This is a genomic window from Paenibacillus xylanivorans (assembly GCF_001280595.1).
GTDB lineage: Bacteria > Bacillota > Bacilli > Paenibacillales > Paenibacillaceae > Paenibacillus > Paenibacillus xylanivorans.
Genome location: NZ_LITU01000070.1, coordinates 243793 through 267218, shown reverse-complemented (window position 1 = coordinate 267218; position 23426 = coordinate 243793). Strand labels below are relative to the sequence as shown.

At 46.6% G+C, this 23426-nt stretch carries 23 protein-coding genes and 1 pseudogene; 7 read left to right on the top strand and 17 right to left on the bottom strand.

Annotated features, from left to right (window positions below; translation table 11 throughout):
* Positions 1-13 precede the first annotated feature (13 nt).
* The 11 genes and pseudogenes from AMS66_RS21030 to AMS66_RS20990 all read right to left on the bottom strand — a co-directional run bounded on the left by AMS66_RS21030 (position 14) and on the right by AMS66_RS20990 (position 9616).
* Positions 14-1252 carry an ABC transporter substrate-binding protein gene (locus AMS66_RS21030; RefSeq protein ID WP_053782646.1) on the bottom strand — a complete coding sequence of 413 codons (1239 nt, stop codon included), beginning with the start codon at positions 1250-1252 and terminating at the stop codon, positions 14-16.
* A gap of 260 nt (positions 1253-1512) precedes the next feature.
* Complete coding sequence (gene lspA, locus AMS66_RS21025) at positions 1513-2007, bottom strand: signal peptidase II (protein WP_053782645.1); 495 nt, start codon at positions 2005-2007, stop codon at positions 1513-1515.
* A 124-nt stretch (positions 2008-2131) separates the two neighbouring features.
* The gene (locus tag AMS66_RS21020) at positions 2132-3109 is read right to left on the bottom strand and encodes a permease prefix domain 1-containing protein (RefSeq protein ID WP_053782644.1); all 978 of its coding nucleotides are present in this window, start codon (positions 3107-3109) and stop codon (positions 2132-2134) included.
* Positions 3110-3115: 6 nt separating this feature from the next.
* Entirely contained in the window at positions 3116-3442 is a 327-nt protein-coding gene (locus AMS66_RS21015) for a PadR family transcriptional regulator (protein ID WP_053782643.1), read from the bottom strand.
* Positions 3443-3643: 201 nt separating this feature from the next.
* Positions 3644-4591 carry a nucleoside hydrolase gene (locus AMS66_RS21010; RefSeq protein ID WP_053782642.1) on the bottom strand — a complete coding sequence of 316 codons (948 nt, stop codon included), beginning with the start codon at positions 4589-4591 and terminating at the stop codon, positions 3644-3646.
* Between the two features lie 57 nt (positions 4592-4648).
* Positions 4649-4768 (bottom strand): annotated as a pseudogene (locus tag AMS66_RS32455) (DUF350 domain-containing protein); the annotation flags it as partial.
* Between the two features lie 129 nt (positions 4769-4897).
* On the bottom strand, positions 4898-6904 hold the full coding sequence (gene abc-f, locus AMS66_RS21005; protein ID WP_053782641.1) for a ribosomal protection-like ABC-F family protein: 2007 nt from the start codon (positions 6902-6904) through the stop codon (positions 4898-4900).
* Positions 6905-7002: 98 nt separating this feature from the next.
* Complete coding sequence (locus AMS66_RS32975; protein WP_181014143.1) at positions 7003-7164, bottom strand: hypothetical protein; 162 nt, start codon at positions 7162-7164, stop codon at positions 7003-7005.
* 112 nt (positions 7165-7276) lie between these two features.
* The gene (locus AMS66_RS21000; RefSeq protein ID WP_053782640.1) at positions 7277-7561 is read right to left on the bottom strand and encodes a YesK family protein; all 285 of its coding nucleotides are present in this window, start codon (positions 7559-7561) and stop codon (positions 7277-7279) included.
* Between the two features lie 54 nt (positions 7562-7615).
* Positions 7616-8614 carry a glycosyltransferase gene (locus tag AMS66_RS20995; RefSeq protein WP_053782639.1) on the bottom strand — a complete coding sequence of 333 codons (999 nt, stop codon included), beginning with the start codon at positions 8612-8614 and terminating at the stop codon, positions 7616-7618.
* 18 nt (positions 8615-8632) lie between these two features.
* Positions 8633-9616, bottom strand: a complete 984-nt coding sequence (locus tag AMS66_RS20990) for a phosphotransferase family protein (protein WP_053782638.1) — start codon at positions 9614-9616, stop codon at positions 8633-8635.
* 283 nt (positions 9617-9899) lie between these two features.
* Here AMS66_RS20990 and AMS66_RS20985 point away from each other — a divergent pair, with 283 nt between their 5' ends.
* The 3 genes from AMS66_RS20985 (at position 9900) to AMS66_RS20975 (ending at position 13092) form a co-directional block, all read left to right on the top strand.
* Positions 9900-10490: a TetR/AcrR family transcriptional regulator gene (locus AMS66_RS20985; RefSeq protein ID WP_053782637.1), complete on the top strand. Its 591-nt coding sequence runs from the start codon at positions 9900-9902 to the stop codon at positions 10488-10490.
* A gap of 129 nt (positions 10491-10619) precedes the next feature.
* On the top strand, positions 10620-11198 hold the full coding sequence (locus tag AMS66_RS20980) for an NAD(P)H-dependent oxidoreductase (RefSeq protein WP_053782636.1): 579 nt from the start codon (positions 10620-10622) through the stop codon (positions 11196-11198).
* Positions 11199-11385: 187 nt separating this feature from the next.
* On the top strand, positions 11386-13092 hold the full coding sequence (locus AMS66_RS20975; RefSeq protein ID WP_053782635.1) for a hypothetical protein: 1707 nt from the start codon (positions 11386-11388) through the stop codon (positions 13090-13092).
* A gap of 472 nt (positions 13093-13564) precedes the next feature.
* On the opposite strand, the gene AMS66_RS20970 is transcribed toward AMS66_RS20975, so the two are convergent.
* Complete coding sequence (locus AMS66_RS20970) at positions 13565-13918, bottom strand: putative periplasmic lipoprotein (RefSeq protein WP_144424558.1); 354 nt, start codon at positions 13916-13918, stop codon at positions 13565-13567.
* Positions 13919-14079: 161 nt separating this feature from the next.
* Between AMS66_RS20970 and AMS66_RS20965 the strand changes: the two genes are divergently transcribed.
* Both AMS66_RS20965 and AMS66_RS20960 read left to right on the top strand, forming a co-directional pair.
* Positions 14080-14640, top strand: coding sequence for a matrixin family metalloprotease (locus tag AMS66_RS20965; protein ID WP_053782633.1), 561 nt, complete (start codon positions 14080-14082; stop codon positions 14638-14640).
* A gap of 11 nt (positions 14641-14651) precedes the next feature.
* A complete protein-coding gene (locus AMS66_RS20960) occupies positions 14652-15239 on the top strand; it encodes a hypothetical protein (protein WP_053782632.1) in 588 nt (195 codons plus the stop codon).
* Positions 15240-15522: 283 nt separating this feature from the next.
* Here AMS66_RS20960 and AMS66_RS20955 read toward each other — a convergent pair whose 3' ends face one another.
* The 5 genes from AMS66_RS20955 to AMS66_RS20935 form a co-directional block, all read right to left on the bottom strand.
* Positions 15523-16464, bottom strand: a complete 942-nt coding sequence (locus AMS66_RS20955) for a glycoside hydrolase family 113 (protein ID WP_053782894.1) — start codon at positions 16462-16464, stop codon at positions 15523-15525.
* A 43-nt stretch (positions 16465-16507) separates the two neighbouring features.
* A complete protein-coding gene (locus AMS66_RS20950) occupies positions 16508-17545 on the bottom strand; it encodes a glycoside hydrolase family 130 protein (protein WP_053782631.1) in 1038 nt (345 codons plus the stop codon).
* Between the two features lie 23 nt (positions 17546-17568).
* Positions 17569-18408 (bottom strand): carbohydrate ABC transporter permease, encoded by an 840-nt coding sequence (locus AMS66_RS20945; RefSeq protein ID WP_144424557.1) that lies wholly within the window; start codon positions 18406-18408, stop codon positions 17569-17571.
* The gene (locus AMS66_RS20940; protein ID WP_053782629.1) at positions 18405-19292 is read right to left on the bottom strand and encodes a carbohydrate ABC transporter permease; all 888 of its coding nucleotides are present in this window, start codon (positions 19290-19292) and stop codon (positions 18405-18407) included. The genes AMS66_RS20945 and AMS66_RS20940 overlap by 4 nt, the downstream gene beginning before the upstream one ends.
* Positions 19293-19432: 140 nt before the next feature.
* Positions 19433-20746 (bottom strand): extracellular solute-binding protein, encoded by a 1314-nt coding sequence (locus AMS66_RS20935; RefSeq protein WP_053782628.1) that lies wholly within the window; start codon positions 20744-20746, stop codon positions 19433-19435.
* A gap of 221 nt (positions 20747-20967) precedes the next feature.
* Between AMS66_RS20935 and AMS66_RS20930 the strand changes: the two genes are divergently transcribed.
* On the top strand, positions 20968-22149 hold the full coding sequence (locus tag AMS66_RS20930) for an AGE family epimerase/isomerase (protein ID WP_053782627.1): 1182 nt from the start codon (positions 20968-20970) through the stop codon (positions 22147-22149).
* A gap of 2 nt (positions 22150-22151) precedes the next feature.
* Positions 22152-23336 (top strand): glycoside hydrolase family 130 protein, encoded by a 1185-nt coding sequence (locus AMS66_RS20925; protein WP_053782626.1) that lies wholly within the window; start codon positions 22152-22154, stop codon positions 23334-23336.
* Positions 23337-23426: the final 90 nt, after the last annotated feature.

Below are 23426 nucleotides of genomic sequence, written 5' to 3'. Positions count from 1 at the left end.
TTCGGACAAGGCGTTATCGCCGATTCGCTACCTTGTCCCATTCTTTGTCGAGTGTATCCAGATAGTTGTCGATGTTCTTGTTCTGCAAAAAGGACTGTACGATGGAATTCAGCTGCACCGCAGCCGGAATATAGTGATCGGCGAAGTCGATAACCTTGCCCTGTTCAATGTAAGGTGTCAGTTCCTGTACAGCAGGATCATCTTGTTTTACACCTTCCACCGCTGAGAACAGCGTCTGTTCCTCAATGTATTTACCTATATTTTCAGGCTCTAGCAGAAACGCGATGAACTGCTCGGCCTGCTCTTTATTCGGCGTATTCGCTGCAATGGTAAACAGGGAGTCGATTCCGTTCACCAGCTTAATCTGGCTCGGATCATTGCCTGTCGGGAATGGGAAGAAACCAATGTCCACATTCGGGTTCGCTTTGCGAATCTCGGAGATCGCCCAGGTACCCTGGATGTACATATAAGCTTCGCCATTGGCAAAGGCACGGTTACCATCGGAATATGCTTTACCGAAGTTGTCGCCGTGACCGTAATTCATCAGTTCCAACTGCTTCTCCGCGACCTCGCGGTATTTCTCCTTGAAGGTCACCTTGTTCTCGCGACGCTCCAGATAGAAATCAATACCAACCAAGTTAGGTCCTAGTGCATTGAACGGCAGATTCGTCTGCCAGTCATCCTTGTATGTGAAGTAAAACGGAATTTTACCTGCATCCTTAATTTTTTGGGCTGTAGCAATCAGCTCGTCCCAGGTTTTGGGTACATCCAGGCCCATTTCCTTAAACAACGTTTTGTTGTACATGATTCCGTTTGCATTTGTTGCGTAAGGAACACCTGTCACTTCATCCATGCCCGTGACATCCTTCAGCATCTGTATGTAGTTGGGATCGATCGTTTTCAACAGTGGACTGTCGGTCAGATCGGCGAAAATATCACTCTGTGCAAGAATGGAATAGGTATCAGTTGCCCCCATCGCCATAATGTCTGGCACATCGTTCTTCACCACACGTGTCTTCAGCACCGTCTCCGCATCTGGTGGATTCACCTGAGTGACCTGAATATCGGAGTGTTCGGCGTTAAATGTTTTGATTAACTCATCAAAGGTTCCTTTGGCTTCGGGTTTGTTCTGAAAAAATTCAATCTGCACTTTGCCGTTGGCTTTATTCCCGCTGGTGCAGGAAGACAGCAGTACAGCCGTTATTCCACAAAGCAGCATTATCCCGAGTGCCTTGGTAAGCGATGTTCTCATGTTGTACCTCCCTCAGCTTATATACGTTAAGATTTACCCATTAAACTGGTGAAATAACCATGTGGTTAATCCTTCCAGAGATTCCTACTATGAGCGTTGACTATATCGGGCTCTATTATTCCTAAAACGGTTTCGATAAAATTGAAACAAGATCGCTGACCGCGAATCGGATCATCGGCATAACAAAAAAAGACATCGGAGAATGTCCAATGTCTCTTATTTATTCACTTATACTGGCCTACAACGGAGTTGTGGTTGCCTTATTGTGAACGCTCGATTTTCGGCAAAGCATTACGTAAACGCTTGGCTCGGTAACTCTGAAATGCACGGATTAGCATGCCGATGACCAGCATTACCACACCAACGTTTATCGCGACATCCGCCAAATTGAGAATACCGCGTCCCGATGGAAATACGAGAAAATCCGTTACGCGTGCGTAGACAAAGCGATCAACTGCATTACCCAAGGCACCACCGACCATGAAGCCGGCACCGGCCTGCATCCAGAAACCGCGAATTTCACCTTTTCTCCGATAATACATCATGCCCGCCACGAACAGAATGGCGACCACGCCGAACAGACGCGCATTGCCTTGAAAAAGGCTGCCGGCCATTCCGCTGTTCTCATAATGCTGCAGCTGCATTCCCGAATCGCCAAGTCTCATTGTGTCGCCAACTTCCATATACATCCTCACCGCCATCTTGGTTCCCTGATCAACCAAGGTAACCAGCAGTGCTATAAAATAAAATAACATTGTGCCAATCCTCCTGCCGGACGCTCAAAAGTTAAACTAAAGGGTCTCTGCTGTAACATTTCCTTCACTTTAACACACCCGAAGCGTTGTCACCAAATGAGCAGATCACGCGCATTGTACACTATCAGGAGGGATTCTTCCGCTTTAATATATGATAGGTGTTGCTGAACATACCGAATAGGACACCCGTAATCGGGAATATGGCCCAGTTAACATCCCATCGCTGGTACACAAAGCCGGTGAACAGAAACAGCGCTGTTGCCAGAGGCCACACGATAGCCCCCACTGCTCCTACAATTCTTTCCCGCTCCTTCATATCAGCAGTAAGATGTGGTTCCTCCAGCAATTTCGTATAAGCCCCCTGGATATTGCCGTAATAAATGAACAGAAACACGCCAACCGCTGCCATCAACATAAAGACAGAGACACCATAAGATGCATAGTCATCGTTGATATATGCACCCGCGAAAATAAAAGCCGGTGAAAGCACACACAGACCGACGCCCGTAATAATCGAAACGCGGTACGTCAGCGCAAAGTGAGCCTGACTGCGTTGAAGTGACATTTTGAGCTCATAAGGCAACTGAAAACCCTTCTCCATATACTTAAAGCGATCAAGCTTCATCCCGCTGTGAATAAACATGCCAACCGCAATGGCGATCAGTACAAACATTCCGATCAGCCCCAGCAGGCTCCCCGTTTCCATCGACCCTGTCATGGCCTTGATATTGTTGTGCTCAAAAAATGTAACCAGGAAAATCAGGAATGCTACCCCGGATGCGCAGAGAAAAACACCCAGACCAGTCCATAGACCCACGCTACGTTTGACAGCGGCATAATCGTAAGCCTCTTCCTCCGTCAGCACAGGTGCTACTTCCTCGATTCCGGCTGGTTGAATACCAAGCTCGGCTGTCAACTCCTCAATATTGCCGAATTCCGAGATTACAATGCCGATTGCCTCATTCTCCGACTTGCCTTCCCGCTTCAGTTCCAAGTATTTATCTTCCATCCCCGAAAGCAGCTCCCGTTTCAAATGCTCCACCTCGGAGGTCTTCGGCAGACTAGCAAACATGTTTTCCAGATACACTATAATTGTCTCCATGCTCTGTCACCACTCCCTGATAAATAGATTCACAACCTCCTGCGTAACCTTCCATTCCTCGCACTTTTCCCTATAATAGTCGAGACCCAGCGGAGTAATTCGGTAATACGTACGCCGCTTCCCCAAGCTCTCATCCAGGTAAAACGATTCAATGTACCCGTTCTTCTCCAATCGGGTGAAAGCAGAGTAAAGTGTCGTCTCCTTCATGACATACTTCTCATCTGTCAGCTGCCTGATGTTCTTGGAAATCTCGTACCCGTACGACTCCCCTTCCAGCAGCATGTAGAGAATGAGCGTATCGTTGTAGCCGCGTATAACATCACTGCTGATCACAAAAGATAATCCTCCTCCGTTACTTCATCTGTCGTAGTAGTTGAAGTATATCACAGTTTACTACGACAGGTGAAGTAGTTGGTCTCAAAATGGGCAAAAAAAAATCCGTACCTGAAATAGGCACGGATCATCTTGCTGTTCTTTGACATTATTTCATTCTTACGCACGTGCGTTTCCGATGCTCAGGGACGATTCTCGAAATTATTGAATAGCGGAGAGCACATCCAGCAGCATGGATTTGAATTTCGGACGGTCAATGGCCTCGCAGACGCGTACATTCGGTTCTTTGCCGAAACGTCCGTTGATATCCACGACGCTATATCCTCGCGTTAATTCTCCTGCTGCTTCCACATCCACGTAATACTGACCAGATTTGGTCATTAGTGACTCATCTGCGGCAACAGCCATTAGCAAGGTATCCGGGTGAGTGGTGCCATTCAGTTTATGTACCGATTTGTTGAACTGCATAACCACTTTATTGATTGCAGTGAAGAACTCAGCACCAGATGTACCGAGAGCTGCAATCTCTGCATGATCATCATCATCCATAACGGAATATTGAGTACACATCTCCCAGCCAACCATGGTAATCGGAATGCCCGCGTGTAGTACAATTTTGGCTGCTTCCGGATCTACATAGAAGTTATACTCTGCGGCTGGTGTGATATTGCCCAGTGCATTATTCGTTCCACCCATGATGTAGAGATGTGCAATCTCTGGAATAATGGTTGGGTCCTTCTGAATGGCCATCGCAATGTTGGTCAGAGGTGCAATCGCCAGAAGCGAGATCTCGCCCGGCTGTGCGTGTACCTTTTCAATGATAAAATCAACTGCATGCCCTGCCTCTGGACGCTGTTCCGCCTTCGGGAAATGGGCTCCGCCCATGCCGTCATCGCCATGTACGTCTTCCACCGTGCGGTGTTGGGCCTTACCATAGGCCATCAATGGGCGTTCGCATCCTTTGTACACAGGCACCTTGCCGCCATGTCCTGCAACCTGTACCGTGTACAGGGCATTTTCAACCTCCTGGTCAAACTGTACATTCCCGCCTGTAATCGTAATGCCCTCCACCTGGAAATGGTGCAGTGCCGTCAGGATCGCAATCGTATCGTCTCCTGCTGTATCTGTATCGATGATGACTTTTCTCATGATGCCGCGCTCCTTCTTCGTTGGATTGATATTCATTCCAAAACACTAGGGTTTATTTTACATCAAAAACGTACCGATGACGATGGAAACGCCGATGATAATGGAACGCAGCAGCTGTGCTACTGCCATATTGCCTCGTGCGATTTCGTCACATACCCGCATCTTGGGAGTCAGGAAACATGTTAGGGAGCCACAGCTCTCAGTCACGTTTGCCGCTGAAAAACTATGCTGATTCCACTCTCTCAAAATAAAAAGGCCGGAGAATAATCTCCGACCCGTTCGCTTAATTCCAATGCCTGACCCTGCTCACAACTCTGCCCACTGTGCCAACATTTCATTATATTTACTGGACACTTGCTCTCGCTCGTTCCACTTTTGTTCCAGATCCGTTGGATTGTTCTGTAGGGTTTCAAGCTGTTGATCCAACTCCTGAATTTCCACTTCAAGATGAGCCATTTTCTGTTCCAACTGTTCCGCGGACAGCTTTTTTCCGTTCGCGTTGTTATTTTTACTGCTAACAGACTTATGCGCAATCTTGCTCGCTCCTATAGAAACACCATTTTTACGGCTTTCAGAAGACTCGTTAGTTGTCGACGTTGAATCGGACTCAACCTCCAACTTAACAGTTCGACGAGTGGGGGCTACTGCATTCTGCTGATTTGCCGCCGCTGCACGGGCCTGCAGATCAAGCTTCTTCTCGCGATAGGCTTCATAGTCTCCCAGATACGTGGTCATCCGTCCGTTCTCCAGTTCCCACACGCGGGAAGCGAGTCGATTGACGAAGTAGCGGTCATGTGAGATGGCAAGCACTGTTCCTTCAAAATCAACCAACGACTCTTCGAGCGCTTCCCTTGAGGCGATATCCAGATGGTTGGTCGGTTCATCCAGCAGAAGCACATTCGGCTTGCGCTGAACCAGCAGAGCCAGCCTTAGCCGTGTCCATTCCCCACCGGATAACTGTCCTACCGAGCGGAATACATCTGCTCCATAGAATAAATATCGGGCCAAAATCCCGCGTGCCTCCCCTTCTTCCACGCCCGCTTCCAGCCGGAAGTATTCCAGCACGTTCAGCTTCGGATTGGAAGGCTCCTCCTGCTGGGCCAGATAACCAACATCTACACGTGCCCCCCACTCCAGGTTGCCTGCACTTGGTTGTTCCTCTCCCAGCAACAGCTTGAACAAGGTCGTTTTGCCTGAACCATTACGTCCAATAAGGGCAATTTTGTCGCCATATTCAAGTAATCCTGATACACCGCGCAGAATCGGACGTTCTCCATAAGCCTTTTCGACTTGTTCTATCACAGCCACCCGTTTTCCCGTACGGTCTGTAGGGCGTACATCGAAGTCGGCGTTACGCCGCTCCAGTACCGGGCGTTTCACCTGTTCCATCCGTTCGATTGCTTTACGCATCGAAGCCGCGCGCCGGAAGAACTTTTCATTGCCCCCGACTCGGCCCCATTCTTCCAATTGGCGGATCGTTTCTTTCATTTTTTTGATCACCTTCTGCTGCTCCTTGAACTCCTCAAATTGCTGCAACAGTCGTTGTTCCTTCACTTTCATATATTCCGTATAACCGCCAGCTGACGTCTGCGCTTCTCCATCCTCCAACTCTAACGTCCGGGATGCTACACGGTCCAAAAAGTAGCGATCATGTGAGATCAGGATAATCGTACCTGTGTACTCGCGCAAAAATCCTTCCAGCCATTCCACCCGCTCCAGATCAAGATGGTTGGTCGGCTCATCCAGCAATAACAGATCAGGCCTTACAATCAGCTGTGAAGCCAGCACAACTCGGGTCTGTTCACCGCCAGACAACGAACCAAACCGCCATCCGTAATGCTCCTTCGCAATATCCAGACCGTCCGCCACCTGATCGATCCGGGCATCCATCTCATATCCACCCTCACGTTCAAATTGGTCCTGCAATGCCGCATACCGCTTCAACAGGCGCTCCATTTGGTTCGGATCGGCTGCACAGTCCGGATCGGACATCTGCTGCTCCATTTCCTTCATTTGGCTCTGGCACGCCATAAGCTCCCTGAATCCAAGACTCAGCACATCCAGCACCGTGTAACCATCCATTCCTTCTGGCACCTGAGCCACGTAACCCATCCGTGTATCTTTCTTGATCATCAATTGTCCTTCATCCGGCTGGTTCAGCCGTGCCATCAGACGCATCAATGTTGTTTTACCGCTTCCGTTGCGGCCGATCAGGGCGACCTTGTCGCCTTCCATAATTTCAAACGTAATGCCGTCCAGCACCAGATGTGCTCCGTGGTATTGGGTCAGTTGTTGTGCGCTAATAATCATCATAATAAGGTTCCTCCTATGGATTGGAAGAGCCTGACCGCAACACAAAAAGAGCCGCAGGAGGTTAGCTCCGCGGCCCTTCAGAATTCAAGCAAAATTGCTTATCGTCCGAATGAGGTCAAGGCAGGCATCTTCTCGCAAATGTTAATTTCCGTATATTCAAATTTGGACAGACTTCTCCCGTTAGTTGGAAAAGTATGAACAATGCCAGCCATAGCAATCGGCAGCTGGCTAATACGGTTGTTAAGCATCTCGTGATTCACCTGTCTTCACCTCCCTTGTCATAATTAATGTCAATATATCACAGACGAATGCATTCCTGCAACCGTCTGATCGCCCAAATCTTTCTTACTGCCCACAGCTTAACCGTTCCGATTAATTCCTACCCCGACGCCGAAACACCACATCCGTAATTGCCACCGTAATTAGTGTCAACATTCCCGATGTACCCAGCGATGCGCCAAGCAAGGCATATCCGATGCCGTTCCACCCACCAATATCAATGCTAATCATGATCACAGTGGCTCCGCCGAGCAAGGCCACACAGGGCAGTAAATATTGAACCCAGGTCATTCGACGGCCCTGCATCCGATAAATGAGCCATTCGATCAGCAGCTGCACCGCCCACATGCCGAGCGTCCACAGGATGAGTACTTCCATAAGATTCTCCTCCTTCATGCTGAATGGTTAGAGCACGTCGTTACAGACCATGTATTACTTCAACCAGTTGGCGAAAAAGTCCCGGTATCCTTCTTTCATAATCGTGCGAGAAAAGGCTCCAAACGCATACTCCCGGTTGTCTTCCGACACATTGCGCGGCGCGGCAGCGGCCATGTTCACTAGTTCAAACCAGTTATCTTCATTGCCAGCAAAGGCATGGGTAGATCGAATGTGACCGTAACAGGCATGCTCCGGCTTCACAACCATTTTGCCCATCGCCATCGCTTCAGTCAGCGGCATCGCAAACGTATCAAAAGCCGAACAGCTCCAATATACCTTGGACGAATTCATCAGGGTGAATACTTCATCCTGTGTCAGCGCAAATTGCAGTTTTACGTTGTCTGGAATGTTGTATTTCTTCATGCTTTCCTCATAGCGGCGACCGCCGAATACCATGTACACTTCCTTGCCCGGGTTCTGTCGGGCATATTCCAGCACCAAATCCGGGCGACGATTTGCCTCATCCCGACCGATCCAGAGCACCCGATTATGCACAACCTGACTCGGGTCATAGTGCCGGTTCGCCAGCTCTTCGCTAAAGCCAATCGGGATGACGTTCACGTCATGTACCCCGAAATTGCGGCCCAGCTCTGTTTTCAAAAACTCCGTCTGCACAATCGCTTTATCCACCATTGTATAGAATGGCTTCATCATCTCATATCCCGTCAGCGCCGGGTCGGGAAAGCTGTGCGGGAACAACACGCTCTTCGGTAAAAACATCTTCAAAAACGTAAACCCCGATACGGTGTAGATGACATGCTCTATATTTTGGCTATATATCTGGTCCAGTACGATATCATAGTTCACTAGGTCGCCTTTCTCATGCTCATAACCTGGCAACCAGTCATATCCGCTGACATGGCGCTCCGGCGAGATGAACACAACCTCCACGCCCAGCTCCAGCCCAATCTGCTTCAGCCGATCCGCAAATACGCGCGGGCCCTGTGACTCCGTGAATTGAATTTTACGCATTACGAGTCCTACTTTACGCATGTTCTGCACCCCTCATTTCTATTCCCTACAACACTGCTTCATGCACTGTTTCAGCGTCATTGCCGTCTCGTGCCACTGGTTCCGCAGCTGTTCCTCGGGCCATACACAGTCTGCACTTCTCAAATCCCCATCAATCAGACGCAGCATCCAGAGCGAGAATACAATGGCATATGCGCTGTACCACCTTTTAAAAGAAACCCCGTCAACCTGAACGCTATGGCGCTCCAGCCCGTCCAAATAAACATCAATAATTCGCTCCCGCAGCTCAGGCGTAACGGTTCTCGGGTACAGCGGATGCGATAGATCCACCAGATGATACACGTCCCAAAGAGGCGTGTTGAGATGGGCATGCTCCCAATCGATGATGACCAGTCTGCCATTCACATCCGCCAGGTTGCCGGGATGAAGATCACCGTGACACAGAACAGGAGGCAATTCTTCCTCTGCCCTGTGGATTAATGTGGTGATGTCTTCCCAATCCGCTGGAGACAGTGTAATCTCCAGCTTGGATAACAAATCAGCGGTCGCTTCCTTTTGCCCAAGCAGATCATCCAGCATGTTCCGAATAGGTGGTTTCTGACCTTCACGAGGCAATTCGTCCCAGCCGGAAACGGGTATTGCGTGCCATTCGGCCATGTTTGCAGCAGCATCTAACAGCGTATTTTCCCGCGAATCATGCACCAATTGCCCCAGATCCTCATAGATGAGCCAGCTCTGATCAGGTGTAGCGTCTCTGACCGATGCAGCGATGAGCCGGGGATAGATCGGCGGTAAATACGCCAGCACATACTCTGCCATCCGCTGTTCACGTCCATGCTGTCCGTGATGGGTCAGCGGCTTAAAAATATAGCTTTCACCGCCTGGGACTGTGAATCGCTCGACATATCTGCCGTTCATTCCTTTGTACAGCCGTTCACGTTTGCATACATAGCGGTCATTCAGCGTTCCTTGCGGGGTCACCCAGCAAGGAACATGTAATTCTGCATTCCCCTGGTCCCCCATACTCCGTGTCCTCCGTAATTTGTCCGAATGAAAACTCCGGCATTTTGCCTCATTAGCTTCCCCCACACCCACAGGTACAAGCTCCCGTTGAACAGGGCGTATCCCTCTATATCTTGCAGTTTGTAAAACGTACTCGCCCATGATGTAAAATGCTCATTTCTATTCATCATACGTTGACACCCACCAGGCTGCAAGCTTTTAACAGAAGCATTCTGGAGGCAGGATATAAGGCAATTCATATATTATTGTTGCAATTTAGTTAGTGATCACTTACTATACAATCATGAAGAACAAACCTCATGTGGACAGCAAAAAGAAAGACATCCTACAAGCGGCGATGCGCTTGTTTGCAACCAAAGGCGTTGACGGCATTTCCGTCAAAGAGATCGGTGACGCCGCCGGAGTAACAGATGCGGCGATCTACAAACATTTTAAAAATAAAGATGCCGTTGCTCTCGAAGCCTTCACCCAATATTGCGCGGACTATACCGCCTTGATTGACGGTTATGTTCACCAGGAAGGTCCGGTGCTGGAGCGCTTCCGGCAACTGATTACCGAGGTTCTTCAATTGCACGATGAAGATCCTTACGGACTGCTGCTGATTTCGCAAAATCACGAAATATTTATTGAAGTCGGAAGCAGTGAAGATTACCGCCAGCCGCTCGATGCGTTGATAGACCTGATTGATCTGGGAGTGATGCGGGGTGAACTGCCTGCTCAAGATTCAAGGCTCACGGCCGTACTGGTCATCGGCGCTATTACACGGATGGCCGTCTCCAGTATGCAGGGTGAACTGCCCGAGCTGCTCGTCCCGTATACCGGGGAAACCGTTCATCGTCTAGCGTCGATGTTGGGGCAGCTACCATTGGAATAAAAAGAAAAAGAACAATCGTCAATAAACCGTCAGAAAATTCTGATCGATTACCGGGTCATTCGTGACCTTTTCTTTTTGTACATGAGGTTAGTGTTCATTAACTAAAATAGTCAGGAAGTGTCATCCTTCATGAAAAAAATATTAATTATCCAAGGCAATCCCGTCTCTCCTAGCTACAACGGCGCTCTCGCCGAAGCATACCGAAAAGGTGCTGTCTCATCTGGTGCAGAAGTCCGCATGATCACCCTGAACGAGCTGGAATTCAATATGAATTTAGCTGGTGGATATCGAAATAAACTGCCGCTTGAACCGGACTTGCTGGAAGCCCAAGAGGCTATTAAGTGGGCAGAGCATTTGGTATGGGTATTCCCGATTTGGTGGGGAGGACCGCCAGCTTTGTTCAAAGGATTCATCGACCGCATCTTCATGCCAGGCTATGCCTTCAAATATCACAAAGGTAAACTTTTCCCGGATCAGCTGCTCAAAGGCCGTACGGCTCGCATGATCACCACAATGGATGGTCCGAGCTGGTACTACAAATGGTTTCAGGGTGAGCCCGCACACAAAATGATGAAGATCTCCACCTTTGCTCTGACAGGCATCAAACCTGTGCGCATAACACCTGTAGATCTGGTGGGCAAACAGTCCGAGGAACAGAGAAAGAAATGGTTGGAGAAGATTGAGCAGATTGGACAGAAGATGATTTAAGTTAGTTAATCCTAAAATTCTATCAGAATGTACATCCTCCATCGCTTAGAAAATACCCAATTGTATCCTTCCATAATATGGATAGTACGCTTAAAATAAGACGTTGTGACAGTGTTGCCATAAAAGGAGGTATCCATAGATTCAATGGCCGTCTTATAACATCACAAAAGCATGGAGGATCACGAAAATGAGAAAGATATGGTTCGTACTATTGGCTTTATTCGTAGCTTTTCCAGCTTCGAGCACATCTACCTACGCCAATTCTGTTAAGGTAAAAGCCGAAGCTAGTGTTACCAAAAGCAAGGTTACTGTGAATGGAAAAACAATACGATTATCCGGTTTCAATATTGCAGGAAGCAACTATTACAGTCTAAGAGATATTTCCAAGCATTTATCAGGAACAACAAGTGAGTTTGATGTCACATGGAATACGGGAACCAACGCGATCGAGATCGTGAAGGAACAGTCTTATACTCCTGATGATTCGATTAAACAAACGTCCTACTCTTCAAACAAGAGCTACACGGCTATTTTGTCAAATGCCAAAGTAATCGTTAATGGAGCTCCTCAACAACTTAAAGCATACAATATAGATGGATCTAATTATTTTCAACTTAGAGATTTAGCTGCACAAATACCTTTTGAAGTTGAGTTCGATGAAACCTCCAATCAGATTAATATTTTTTCCAAAGCCGTTGAGAATACATATCGTGCAAACATTACATTCAACATCAATGACAATGTCATATCATCTGAATTCCCAAGATGGAAGAGCCCGATCCTCTCCTATCTCATTAATAACGCGGATCAAACGGTTAGTGTGGTCGAGGCCAACCAAGGAGTGACCATTGAGACTTACAATACCAATTTCGAACTAATCGAGAATCATAAGGTTGATTTGGAACTTCCGTTGTTTGGAGGGTTCTATAGCGGTAAAATCTACAACTATATTGCCTTTGGACAGGAAAATAAAGAAGAAAACGATGATAAGGAAGTTATCCGTATCGTTCGATATGACAAAAACTTCAAGCGGTTGGATAGTCTGTCGATCAAAGGTGGAGAAAGCTATACTATAGAACCGTTCGCTCACGGATCGGGGAGAATGGCGGAGCGTGAGAATACACTCATCTTCCACACCGCACGCAAACGTTATACTACATCGGACGGACTTAACCATCAGTCTCAGTTAACGATTCAAGTAAATACTTCAACAATGACTGTCTCAAATGACCTGGGTCAATTTCAGAAGAATCATGTGAGCCATTCCTTTGATCAATATGTACAGTTCGATGGGAGCACACCTGTCCTTGTGGATCATGGAGATGCCTACCCTCGCTCTATTGTTGTTCATCGGGGTAATGGATCGAATTATACCGAGGCAGACTTATTCAAGATTCCAGGCAGAATTGGTGCAAACACGACGGGAGTATCTCTCGGAGGCTTTGAAATGTCCAATGACTATTATATGGTTGCTATGAACTCCATAGATCACTCTTATGTAACAGAGTATACTTCCTACGAGATGGTTGGGTTACCCCGAGATCAACGGGATATTATTCTTAGCCTGATGCCCAAAGCCAATTTTAATAGCTCTGCTGCAAAACAGGTTACCTTGAGTAAATATATTGGAAGCGACCATATGGCTTCTATACCGAAATTGATCAAACGTTCTGACGATAACATGATCGTTCTTTGGCAAGAATTCGATATGAATAACCATCCCCATGATGTCAAATATGTTGAGATTGACGGAAAAGGCAATACATTAGGGGAAATCCAAAGCTTACCTCACTATGTATTATCTGAAACGGATCCCATTGTCATCGATAACCGCATCATCTGGTATACCAACGTGGATGGAAAACGTACGTTTTACACCATTCCCCTTCATTAATTCGAAAGTTGTTCCATAAGAATCAAAGAATTTTGAAGTATCTAATTACAGATTCCCCATAGTCGAAAAAGGCACTTTAAGAACCTACCCGCGAAGATGGTAGGTTCTTCTTTTTGCCTATTGCTTGCTCACAGCACGGATATTATCAAAACCAATGTGCCCGAGACAGGCTGGCTTGCATCCACAGCATTGATGTAGATGGAGAAATACTGGATATTATTGGATTTGGTTGCATCAAAAGTTGCATTCGCATTGTTCGTATCTCACAGCACAGGTTTGAAAAATGTTCCATCTACAGTTCAAGAAACAACTGCAACGTTTGATCAGAAATCGCGGAATTTACTCAATATAAGTTGAACTAAAGATGTTTTACACGAGTACTAAGATGACAGGAAAGCATATGGACTTCTTAAACTCAGTAAAGTGGGTCTGGGAGAATGTTGAAGGCTTTTATCTGTCGCAGATTCAAACATTACTCTAATTTTTTTAGAACGGAATAAACACCAGGTGATTCTTCAATTAGAAATATCTCTTTATCCTCGCTGACATTATAAATAACAGTTCCTTCATCGTAATAATTGGAGGTTAAATTTTCCTTTTGGATATCAGAGGATGGTACCCTTTTTTTGATTTTTCCAAGTACTTCACCTGCTGTATATTTTTCTTGTTTTGTTAAGCTATACGAGGAATAAATGGTTCCATTTAAATTCACCATTGGTACATACGATTGTTCTTTATCTAATGAAATATCATTCTCTTGATTTGTTGAACAGCCGCTCAAGACTATTATTACAGCCACTATGCACCCCAAAATAATTTTATTCAAAATAACCCACCCCTTCATTATTTTATTTCCTAATATTAGACGTATGAATAACTAAATAGTTACATTCATTTGAGATTTAATGTAAATATATTTGAATTATGCAAAATAATAGAATAATATAGAATAAAAGATATTTTAACCCAAATTTACAGGAGGTAAACATGAAAAAAATTGCGAGGGTAGTGGTACCAATGTTATTAGTATTCTTAATCTCTAGCAGCATAACGTACGCCTATGGTTTGTACGGAGGTAGTTGGTCTAACCCAGGTTCTCTGAAATACTGGAAAGATCAATCTGTTACAAGCTATGGTTATAGTAGTTCTACAGATAATGGTTTGACTAATTGGAATGGAGTCAGCTCAAAAGTTTCTATTTCATCAACTAGCACTGAAAGTAGCGCAGAAATAAAAATATATGCTGGGGATATTAATAAAGATGGCGTTTACGCAGATGCTTTAAACTATAGTAGGAATTGGTTAGGACAGGTAACAGCCTGTTGGGATTGTAACTATGCTGCATCAAGAATACGGATTAATGATCCAGTATCAAAAAAATATAATAACCAAAGAATAAGTGCCGTAATGGCTCATGAAGTAGGCCATTCTTTGGGTATAAATCACTCAGCTGTTACCAATGCCTTAATGTATGAAAGTATTGGTAGTTCAAATGAAGCAAGAATTTGGGATGACAATGCAGCTATTAAAGCTATTTATGGAAATTAGGAGGGGATCAGATGAGAAAACACAAACTTATACTTTTAACAGTTCTTGCAGGTCTTACAATTTTTTTAACTTCAAGTCATTTTATCAGCGCAGGTAGCCCAGACGAACTGGTGTTTTATGAAGCGCACGATGCTTTTGAGAGAACATATGATGATGTAGCTGAACTAGAAAAAAAAGCTGATTTGATCGTTGAGGCAAAAGCAACAGATGAAAAAATTAATCAGGTAATAATGGATGGGGATTTCCCTTTATACTACTGGACAGAGAGCAAATTTGAAGTAGAAACAGTTTATATGAATAATTCTGATAATACAGAAAAAGATATCATTACTGTTAATGAACCATATGCATTTTTTAATGAAAATGAGGTTTTGATCTCTGAAGGATATGAGATGTCAGAAGAGGGAGCAAAGTATCTTCTATTTTTAGTAAAAAAAGAAAATGAAGAAAAATATCTTCCTATCGCTGTATATCACGGGAAATATAAGATGAGCCCTAATGGTGAAAATCAAATATCAAACAGAATGGAACATTTCGAGCTTGAAAATTATGATTATGTAAAACTAAAAAATTCGGTGAAAGAGAAGTACAACTTTTGAGATTGTAGAACGCAATAAAACGGTTCACCTATCAATCAAAAGTCGACGATTCGCAATAAAGTAAAGTTTGATATCAAGTAAACATTTGAATCAACCCTTGTATAAAAATAAGGGTTGATTTTTATTAATAAACTTTCTCAGGAGAATTGTAAAAAAATATATCATTTGGTTATTATTTTATCTAATTACATCAGACACTTAAATCTATCCGCTTCGTTCACCACACGGAATGGACAACCAAACCCAGGTTGGTTGTCCATTGTTTTTTTTGATTTTTTGAGGTTCAGGCTTTCACTGCAACATCTTGATAAAATTGGCGAATAACCCTCTCGGCTGGTTTACCGTAAACTCCGTATCCATCATCGTTCAGGGCATCCTTCTCCTGATACAGATGCGCGCTCCAGTCCCACAGACCAAAGCCGCGTACCCACTCCCGCTTACTTGCATGACAGAACATGGCTTTATAGAACTGCTCCTGCTCTTTCGCGCTGACCTCACCTACCAAGCCCCAGTCGTTCGGTACCTGCGCCGATCCACTGCGGCTAGGGCAACCCGCTTCCGCGAAGAAGAAAGGTTTGCCGTAGGGTGCAATGACCTGTTCAATCCGATCCAGCTGCACTTCCCAGTCTCCGATGGGATAGTACCCGCTCGACGAGATCACGTCCACAGCATCCCACCATTTCACATGGCCTTCCTGGTACTTGTCGGTGTTGTAGGATACAAGCCCGGAATATACTTCACGCACTCCCGCGATGACCTCGCGCCATTCCTCACTCCGACGCTCAGACTGCACCATCTCACAGCCTACAATAAACATCTCGCATTTCTCTCGCTCTGCAATGGCTGCATAGTGCTTCTGATACGTGGTATAACTGCGGAACCAGTCTTTCCATTTCGGCTCACACGGCACATCGATATCAAAGAAGTTAATGTGTGCCCGCCATGTGCCATCGGTGCAATTGACGGTTGGTTTCAGAATGACCCGCAGTCCGAGCGTGCGCGCGTAACGTATCATGTCCACCAGTTCATCATCTTCCACCATATGTTCGCCCTCATATTTAACCTCTACAGCCTGCGGATGATCCTGCTGCGCCGCCATTGCAAAAATAACATGCGAACTGCCTGTGCGTTCAGCCATCAGACGCAAGGATTCTTTCGCTTCCGGCTTGCGGAAGTCCCCCCTGCCACTCATCCAGCCAAATGTAAATCCCTTGATGTATTCCATATGCATTGCGCTGTAAAGCCCCTTCCATCTATAAATATTCCAATTAAAGCTTGCCTTCCTCACGGTCTCCGGGGATAACTTCGTCGGTCTCAATGACGTAGTTCACAATCTCTTCGACGGTTGTATAGGCCACTCCAACGTATGTGTCGGCTGCCCCATAATAGATGGCGATCCGTCCTGTCTCCGCATCATGCAATGTGGCGCAAGGGAAGATAACATTGTCCACAAATCCTTGCTCCTCGTACCACTTTTCCGGTGTCAGTACGAAGTTGGAGGAACGATATTTTACTTTCGACGGCTCATCCAGATCCAGAATGACTGCACCCATGCTGTAGACAAAGCCATTGCACGTACCTGTTACGCCGTGGTAGAACATCAGCCAGCCTTCGGACGTTTCAATCGGAGCAGGACCGCCGCCAATTTTGACCGATTGCCACCAGCCTTGACCGCCTTTGCTCATGACATGACGATGTTTGCCCCAATACACAAGATCCGGGCTTTCGCTGAGGAAAATATCCCCGAACGGCGTATGTCCGCTGTCACTTGGTCTGGACAACATCACATAATTGTCATTGATTTTGCGTGGAAACAACACGCCATTGCGGTTGAACGGCAGCATTGGATTTTCGAGCCGGACAAACGTTTTGAAATCATCCGTCTTCGCCAAGCCCAGCGCTGCTCCGTAGAAATCGGTACACCAGATGATGTAATACGTGTCTTCCACTTTCACCAGACGCGGGTCATAAGCATAGTTGGGCATGAAAGGATCGCCTTTCTCATCCACAAAAGTAATGCGTTCCTCTTCGATATTCCACTCCAACCCATCCTCACTCGATCCCATATGCAGGTGCGGACGTCCGTTAATCGTTTCGGCGCGGAATACCCCGATGAATTTCCCTTCATAAGGAACGACTGCACTGTTGAAAATACGGGCAACTCCCTTGACCGGATTACGCGGCACGACTGGGTTGGCTGAGTGTCTCCAGACCGGTCCTTCTGTTCCCTCCGGTTTATCCTCCCAAGGTATATTCGGCAATGCATCCCCAACAATGTGTACGTGTTTCGTATCGACAACTGTCATCGTTTCATTTCTCCCTTCGTTTATTATTTAACGGAGCCTTGTGCGAAGCCGTTGTAGATGTACTTCTGTAGCAGCAGGAAGATAATCATCGTTGGAATGATGGCGATCATAATACCTGCGCTGATAACCTCCCACTGTGATCCGAACGGTCCCTTGAATTTGAAAAGAGCCGTGGATATGACCTGCAAGTCTGTCTTGGGCATGTACAGGAACGGCGTGTAGAAGTCGTTGTAGATGTTGACACCCTTTACGATAATGACCGTTACAATCGCCGGTTTCAGCAGTGGCAGAATGATTCTCCAATAAATCGTGAAGTAGGATGCACCGTCCAGCATGGCGGATTCATCCAGTGCGTTCGAGATGGAACCCAGGAATTGCAGGAAAATATACACCGCGATGATATCTGTACCCAGATACATGACAATGGCTGCCCAGCGGGTGTTGAACAGGTCGAGTGCGTTGATGATCTGGAATGTGGCGACCTGCGTTGTCACACTCGGAATCAGAGTAGCGAGCAGGAAAGCTGCGACCATAATTTTTTTGCCTTTGAATTTGAAACGATCCAGCACATACGCAATCATGGAGCCCGTTAAGGTGGCGCCTACGATGGAGATGATCAGGATGATAATTGTATTTTTGAAACCGACCAGCATGTTGCCGTCCACAAAAGCCTTCGTATAGTTCGCAAAGTTCAGCCAATTGGCTGGTGGGGCAAGCGGACTGCTGGTCGCATATTCGGCATTGGTTTTGAGCGATGCAAACAGCACAACAACGATGGGTACCAACGCAATGAACGCGGCGAGAATGAGTGAAGCATATTTGAAGATGCTCGCAAGGGTGTATTTGAATGGGTGCACGTTCATTCCTCCCCTTTCATGGTGACACGCTGAACCAGCGTAACAAGAATGACAATAAACAACAGCACAACAGCCATCGCTGACGCCAAGCCCAGCTTGCCGTACTTAAATGCGAGGTGAACGGTCTGAATAACAAACGTCTCACTGCCGTTGGAGCCATCTGTCATGATATATGGAATATCGAACGCACTGATTGCGCCGCTAATCGCCAAAATCAGGTTGAGCTGCAGAATGCGCGTAATGCTCGGCAGAATGATATGCCGGAACTGCTGCCAGCGATTGGCCCCGTCAATATCCGACGCTTCATAGACATCCTTTTGAATGGATGAGATCGCACCCAGGAAGATGATGAAGTTGAAGCCCATGTATCTCCATACCGATGCGCCTGCGAGCGACACGTTAATAATGTTCGGATTCCCAAGCCAAAGCTGGGTGTATTGTCCAAGCCCTACGGCCTGCATGAGTGTATCGAGGGTCCCGTCCGGTTTGAAGAAAAAGAGGAAGATAAATCCGATGGCTACGCCATTCAGCAGATAAGGAAAGAACAATATGCCTTTGAAAAAGTTTTTTCCTCGGATTTTGAAGCTCAGAATCGTTGCAAAGTAGAGGGCCAGACACATTTGTACGAAGGTAGCCACAAAATAATACAGACTGACAATAAACACTTTAAAATACTCAGGGTCACTGAATATCCGCGTGTAGTTCTCAAACCCAACATAATCGAACCTTTTGCTATACCCGTTCCAATCCGTGAAGCTGTATTTGAACATGTTAATGACCGGTAAATAAGCAAACGTGAACAGCAGTGCCAGCGGAATGATTGAGAAGGCACAGATAATAAATATGCGTTGCGCTGAGTAGCCCCAATTCGAAATCTTCAAGTATTTCATGCTCTCCACACCTCCAAGCGGTTCTACCGCTTTATATCAAAAGAAGACTCCCATCCAGTACGCGGTACTTCGCTGCATGTCAACGGTGGTCGGCCATATACATCGCGCCTTTATTGGCCGACCCATCCGCCGCAACTGTCTTACTTCGCGAGTTCTGCCCGCGCTTTCACCCATTTGTCATTCAGGTCCTTCATGATGTCGTCATACGATTCGCTGCGGTTACCGATGCCTGCTTCGATAATGCGTTTCTTAAAGTCAGGCTGCCAGAGACCGATCTCGCCTTCGTTGTCGATTTTGTCAACCAGACCTTCCTGTCCTTCTTTGGCTGGAGTCAGTGTGGAGAATTTAACATCTTTGTACTGGTCCAGAATGGGTGGCAATTCAGCATTTTTGTCTGCGCTCATGCCTCCACCTTGCTCAACCGCGTAGTTCGATTTTGCCAGGAACCAGTCAATCCAGGCTTTCGCAGCAGGTTTGTTCTCGCTGTTTACGTTCATGCCAATGTTATAGTCTGCAGCCAGCGGAACGACCACATCACTTGCATTCGTAGGGAATGGCAAGAATCCGATGTTATCCGGTGTATCCGTCAAACCTTGAATTTGTGTAATTGCCCATGATCCTAGTGCCATCGTTGCAATTTTGCCGTTTGCCAAATCAGCCTTGGAGCTTTCCCAGTCAGTTGTGGTCGGATCTTTCTCGATCAAGCCATTTTTGGCTGCATCATAAAGCACTTTGTACAGCTCGTAGTGCGGCTTGCCAGCCACAAAGTTCTCATCCGTGTTCGGTTGATCAATGTTAACGTAGTCCACACTGCCTGCAACCGTCGGCAGATCCGCTTCCCATTGTGTCAAAGCCCAGCCGGATGCATAGTTGGTGTACAGTGGCACCGCATCTGTATTATCTTTGACCAACTGAAGCGCAGCCTGGAATTGCTCGGGTGTTTTCGGAACTTCCGCAATGCCAGCATCTTTGAATACCTGTTTGTTATAAATGATACCGGAGAACGTAATAACCGTTGGAATGCCATATACCTGACCTGCCACCATACGTTCTTCAATGCCTGTGTACTTATCTTTCAACTCATCGTACGTGCCCAGCGGTTCAAAAAAATCCGGAATGTCTGCAATTGGCACGCTGGTGGGGATCATCAGCACATCTCCATAATCCTTGGTGCTCATACGGATCTTCACTTGTCCCTCATAATCGGCCAGTGCCTGGAAGTTTACTTTGACATCCGGGTATTCCTTATTGAACTCCGCAGCATAGTCTTTGAACACGGTATCCACAATATCTGTACGCTGCGTAAGGACGGTAATTTCACCCTTGATGTCCGCAGGATCTGTGCTAATTTCCTCTCCTGCCTGTGAAGAGCCACCGCCGGAAGAGCAAGCTGCGAGCAGAGAAGTAATGAGTAGCATGGTAAGCAGCAGTATCCAACCTTTGTTTTTTCTCAATTGATTCTACCCCTTTTCTAAGTTAATTTAAGTTATCGTTAAGGTTACAAAATAAATTTTATTATGGTAACGCTTACCTGTCAATTAAATTATTTATTACTTAACAAAAAAATTATTTAACGACTCGTTGACAACGCTATTATCCGACACTAATATTATTTAATAAAGTTACCGTTAACTTAAATTTTATTGAATCCTGTACTTTGAAGGAGCGCTCACTTATGATTCACACCAATGACATCAAAACGGAAATAAAGGAACACTGGGAAGGACATATATTGCCATTCTGGTCTGCCCTCAAAGATCCTAACAACGGCGGCTTCTATGGCTGGGTCGGCAATGACCTTCAGGTGGATCCTCTCGCTCCCAAAGGCGGCATCGCCACGGCACGGCAGCTCTGGTCCTTTGCAGCAGCATACCGGGTAACCGGGAATCAAATCTGGCGGGATCACGCCGAACACGCTTACCGTTTTCTTGCGGATCATGTGCTGGATGCCGAGCATGGAGGCTTGTACTGGATGGTGGATGCCAAAGGGGAACCGCTGGACACAAGTAAACATGTGTATACGCAATCCTTTGGGGTGTATTCACTGAGCGAGTATTATCGTGCAACCGGGGATGAATCTGCTTTGGAAATTGCGAAAACGCTTTTTGCGCTGATTGAGGATCATGGCCTGAATGCCGAATTACCTGCCTACAAGGAACAATTCGACCGCTTCTGGAATGAACAACCCAATGAAATGCTGAGCGAGAATGGTGTGACTGCGGATTACACGATGAATACGCATATTCATGTGCTGGAGGCCTACACCACGCTCTACCGCGTATGGCCAGATCCACAGGTGAAGGCGGCACTGGAACGCCTGCTCGGTATCTTATATGAACGGGTGTATGACAAAGAAACGAAGTTTCTCGGGGTATTTTTCGATAAACAATGGAATTCCATCATCGATCTGCGTTCATTCGGGCATGACATTGAAGCCAGCTGGCTGATTGACGAAACATTGAAAGTATTGGGTCTGGATCAACACCCGGAGTATTCTGCAATGGTTACGGATATTGCCTATAACATTTCCAATGTGGCCGTGAATACGGATGGTTCGCTGTTGAATGAACAAGAGGGAGACCATGTGGATGAAAAGCGGATCTGGTGGGTCCAGGCCGAGGCAATGGTCGGTTTCTACAATGCCTATCAGCGTACAGGTGATCCATTGTTTCTGGAGAGAGTGGAACGCTTGTGGACATATACGAAGGAACATATTATCGATCACCGTGCTGGCGGGGAATGGTACTGGTCGGCAGACGGGGATGGCACACCGGATCAAAGCGAAATCGCCGGACCGTGGAAATGCCCGTATCACAATAGCCGATTCTGCATTGAACTAATCGAGAGGATGGGATGACGATGATACACCCAAAATATAATGAATTACTGGAGCAACAGGAGCAACTGCTTACACGCCAAAATGAAATCGATCTTACCTTCTACAATGGCGTATATGATCGGCACCGATATCCGGTAATCACACGCCATCATGTGCCGCTGCACTGGAGATTTGATCTGGACGAAACGACCAACCCCCACTTCATGGAACGTCTGGGCATTAACGCTACGCTTAATCCGGGGGCCATCTATTTCAACGGTAAATACGTGATGGTCATCCGAACTGAGGGATTGGACCGCAAATCCATCTTTGCTCTGGCAGAGAGCGACAACGGCATTGACGGATTCCGCTTCACGGGCAAACCATTAGTGTGGGAAGATATCGATGCCGACGAGACCAATCAGTATGATATGCGATTGGTGCAGCATGAGGATGGCTGGATCTACGGTATCTATTGTTCTGAACGCAAGGACCCGGAAGCTCCGGCTTTTGATACATCCAGTGCAGTAGCCCAGGCCGGACTTGTCCGGACACGTGATCTGGTCAGCTGGAAGCGTCTGCCCAACATCACGACCAATTCTCCTCAACAAAGAAATGTTGTATTGCACCCGGAATTCGTGGATGGCAAATATGCGTTTTACACACGTCCACAAGATGGATTTATCTCCACAGGCAGTGGTGGCGGGATCGCTTTTGGTTCGTGCGATGATATTCTGAATCCAGTTATTGATGAAGAAACTATTATCGATGAACGCAAATATCATACCGTATACGAAGTGAAAAATGGCCAGGGTCCTGCTCCGCTCAAAACGGATCGCGGCTGGATTCACATTGCCCACGGAGTACGCAACACCTCAGCTGGCCTGCGTTATGTGCTGTACACGTTCGCCACGGATCTGAATGATCCGGCACGCATCATAGCCAAGCCGGGCGGGCACTTCATTGCTCCTTATGACGACGAGCGCGTAGGCGATGTGTCCAATGTTATTTTTTGCAATGGTGCAGTGGTCAACGAACAAGGTGAGGTTTTCATCTATTACGCATCCAGTGATACTCGCTGTCATGTGGCCACAACAACGCTTGATAAACTGGTCGATTACACCTTCAATACCCCGGCCGATCCGTATCGTTCCCTGGATTGCGCCAGCCAGCGTGGTGACCTGATTGAGCGGAATGAGAAGCTTCTCCAACAGCAATTGACTTAAATCCGACGAACAGCCTTCAACGGAAAATGCAGCATGCTGAAAAATTAGCGGAGCGCTAACCAGAATTTCTTTATTCCATGTGGGTAACGA

What these genes read in the sequence shown, in the direction of transcription:
- AMS66_RS21030 (WP_053782646.1), bottom strand. Translation starts at nt 1,252, where the DNA reads ATGAGAACATCGCTTACCAAGGCACTCGGGATAATGCTGCTTTGTGGA.
- lspA (WP_053782645.1), bottom strand. Translation starts at nt 2,007, where the DNA reads ATGTTATTTTATTTTATAGCACTGCTGGTTACCTTGGTTGATCAGGGA.
- AMS66_RS21020 (WP_053782644.1), bottom strand. Translation starts at nt 3,109, where the DNA reads ATGGAGACAATTATAGTGTATCTGGAAAACATGTTTGCTAGTCTGCCG.
- AMS66_RS21010 (WP_053782642.1), bottom strand. Translation starts at nt 4,591, where the DNA reads ATGAGAAAAGTCATCATCGATACAGATACAGCAGGAGACGATACGATT.
- abc-f (WP_053782641.1), bottom strand. Translation starts at nt 6,904, where the DNA reads ATGATGATTATTAGCGCACAACAACTGACCCAATACCACGGAGCACAT.
- AMS66_RS21000 (WP_053782640.1), bottom strand. Translation starts at nt 7,561, where the DNA reads ATGGAAGTACTCATCCTGTGGACGCTCGGCATGTGGGCGGTGCAGCTG.
- AMS66_RS20995 (WP_053782639.1), bottom strand. Translation starts at nt 8,614, where the DNA reads ATGCGTAAAGTAGGACTCGTAATGCGTAAAATTCAATTCACGGAGTCA.
- AMS66_RS20990 (WP_053782638.1), bottom strand. Translation starts at nt 9,616, where the DNA reads ATGGGGGACCAGGGGAATGCAGAATTACATGTTCCTTGCTGGGTGACC.
- AMS66_RS20985 (WP_053782637.1), top strand. Translation starts at nt 9,900, where the DNA reads ATGAAGAACAAACCTCATGTGGACAGCAAAAAGAAAGACATCCTACAA.
- AMS66_RS20980 (WP_053782636.1), top strand. Translation starts at nt 10,620, where the DNA reads ATGAAAAAAATATTAATTATCCAAGGCAATCCCGTCTCTCCTAGCTAC.
- AMS66_RS20975 (WP_053782635.1), top strand. Translation starts at nt 11,386, where the DNA reads ATGAGAAAGATATGGTTCGTACTATTGGCTTTATTCGTAGCTTTTCCA.
- AMS66_RS20965 (WP_053782633.1), top strand. Translation starts at nt 14,080, where the DNA reads ATGAAAAAAATTGCGAGGGTAGTGGTACCAATGTTATTAGTATTCTTA.
- AMS66_RS20960 (WP_053782632.1), top strand. Translation starts at nt 14,652, where the DNA reads ATGAGAAAACACAAACTTATACTTTTAACAGTTCTTGCAGGTCTTACA.
- AMS66_RS20955 (WP_053782894.1), bottom strand. Translation starts at nt 16,464, where the DNA reads ATGGAATACATCAAGGGATTTACATTTGGCTGGATGAGTGGCAGGGGG.
- AMS66_RS20950 (WP_053782631.1), bottom strand. Translation starts at nt 17,545, where the DNA reads ATGACAGTTGTCGATACGAAACACGTACACATTGTTGGGGATGCATTG.
- AMS66_RS20945 (WP_144424557.1), bottom strand. Translation starts at nt 18,408, where the DNA reads ATGAACGTGCACCCATTCAAATACACCCTTGCGAGCATCTTCAAATAT.
- AMS66_RS20940 (WP_053782629.1), bottom strand. Translation starts at nt 19,292, where the DNA reads ATGAAATACTTGAAGATTTCGAATTGGGGCTACTCAGCGCAACGCATA.
- AMS66_RS20930 (WP_053782627.1), top strand. Translation starts at nt 20,968, where the DNA reads ATGATTCACACCAATGACATCAAAACGGAAATAAAGGAACACTGGGAA.
- AMS66_RS20925 (WP_053782626.1), top strand. Translation starts at nt 22,152, where the DNA reads ATGATACACCCAAAATATAATGAATTACTGGAGCAACAGGAGCAACTG.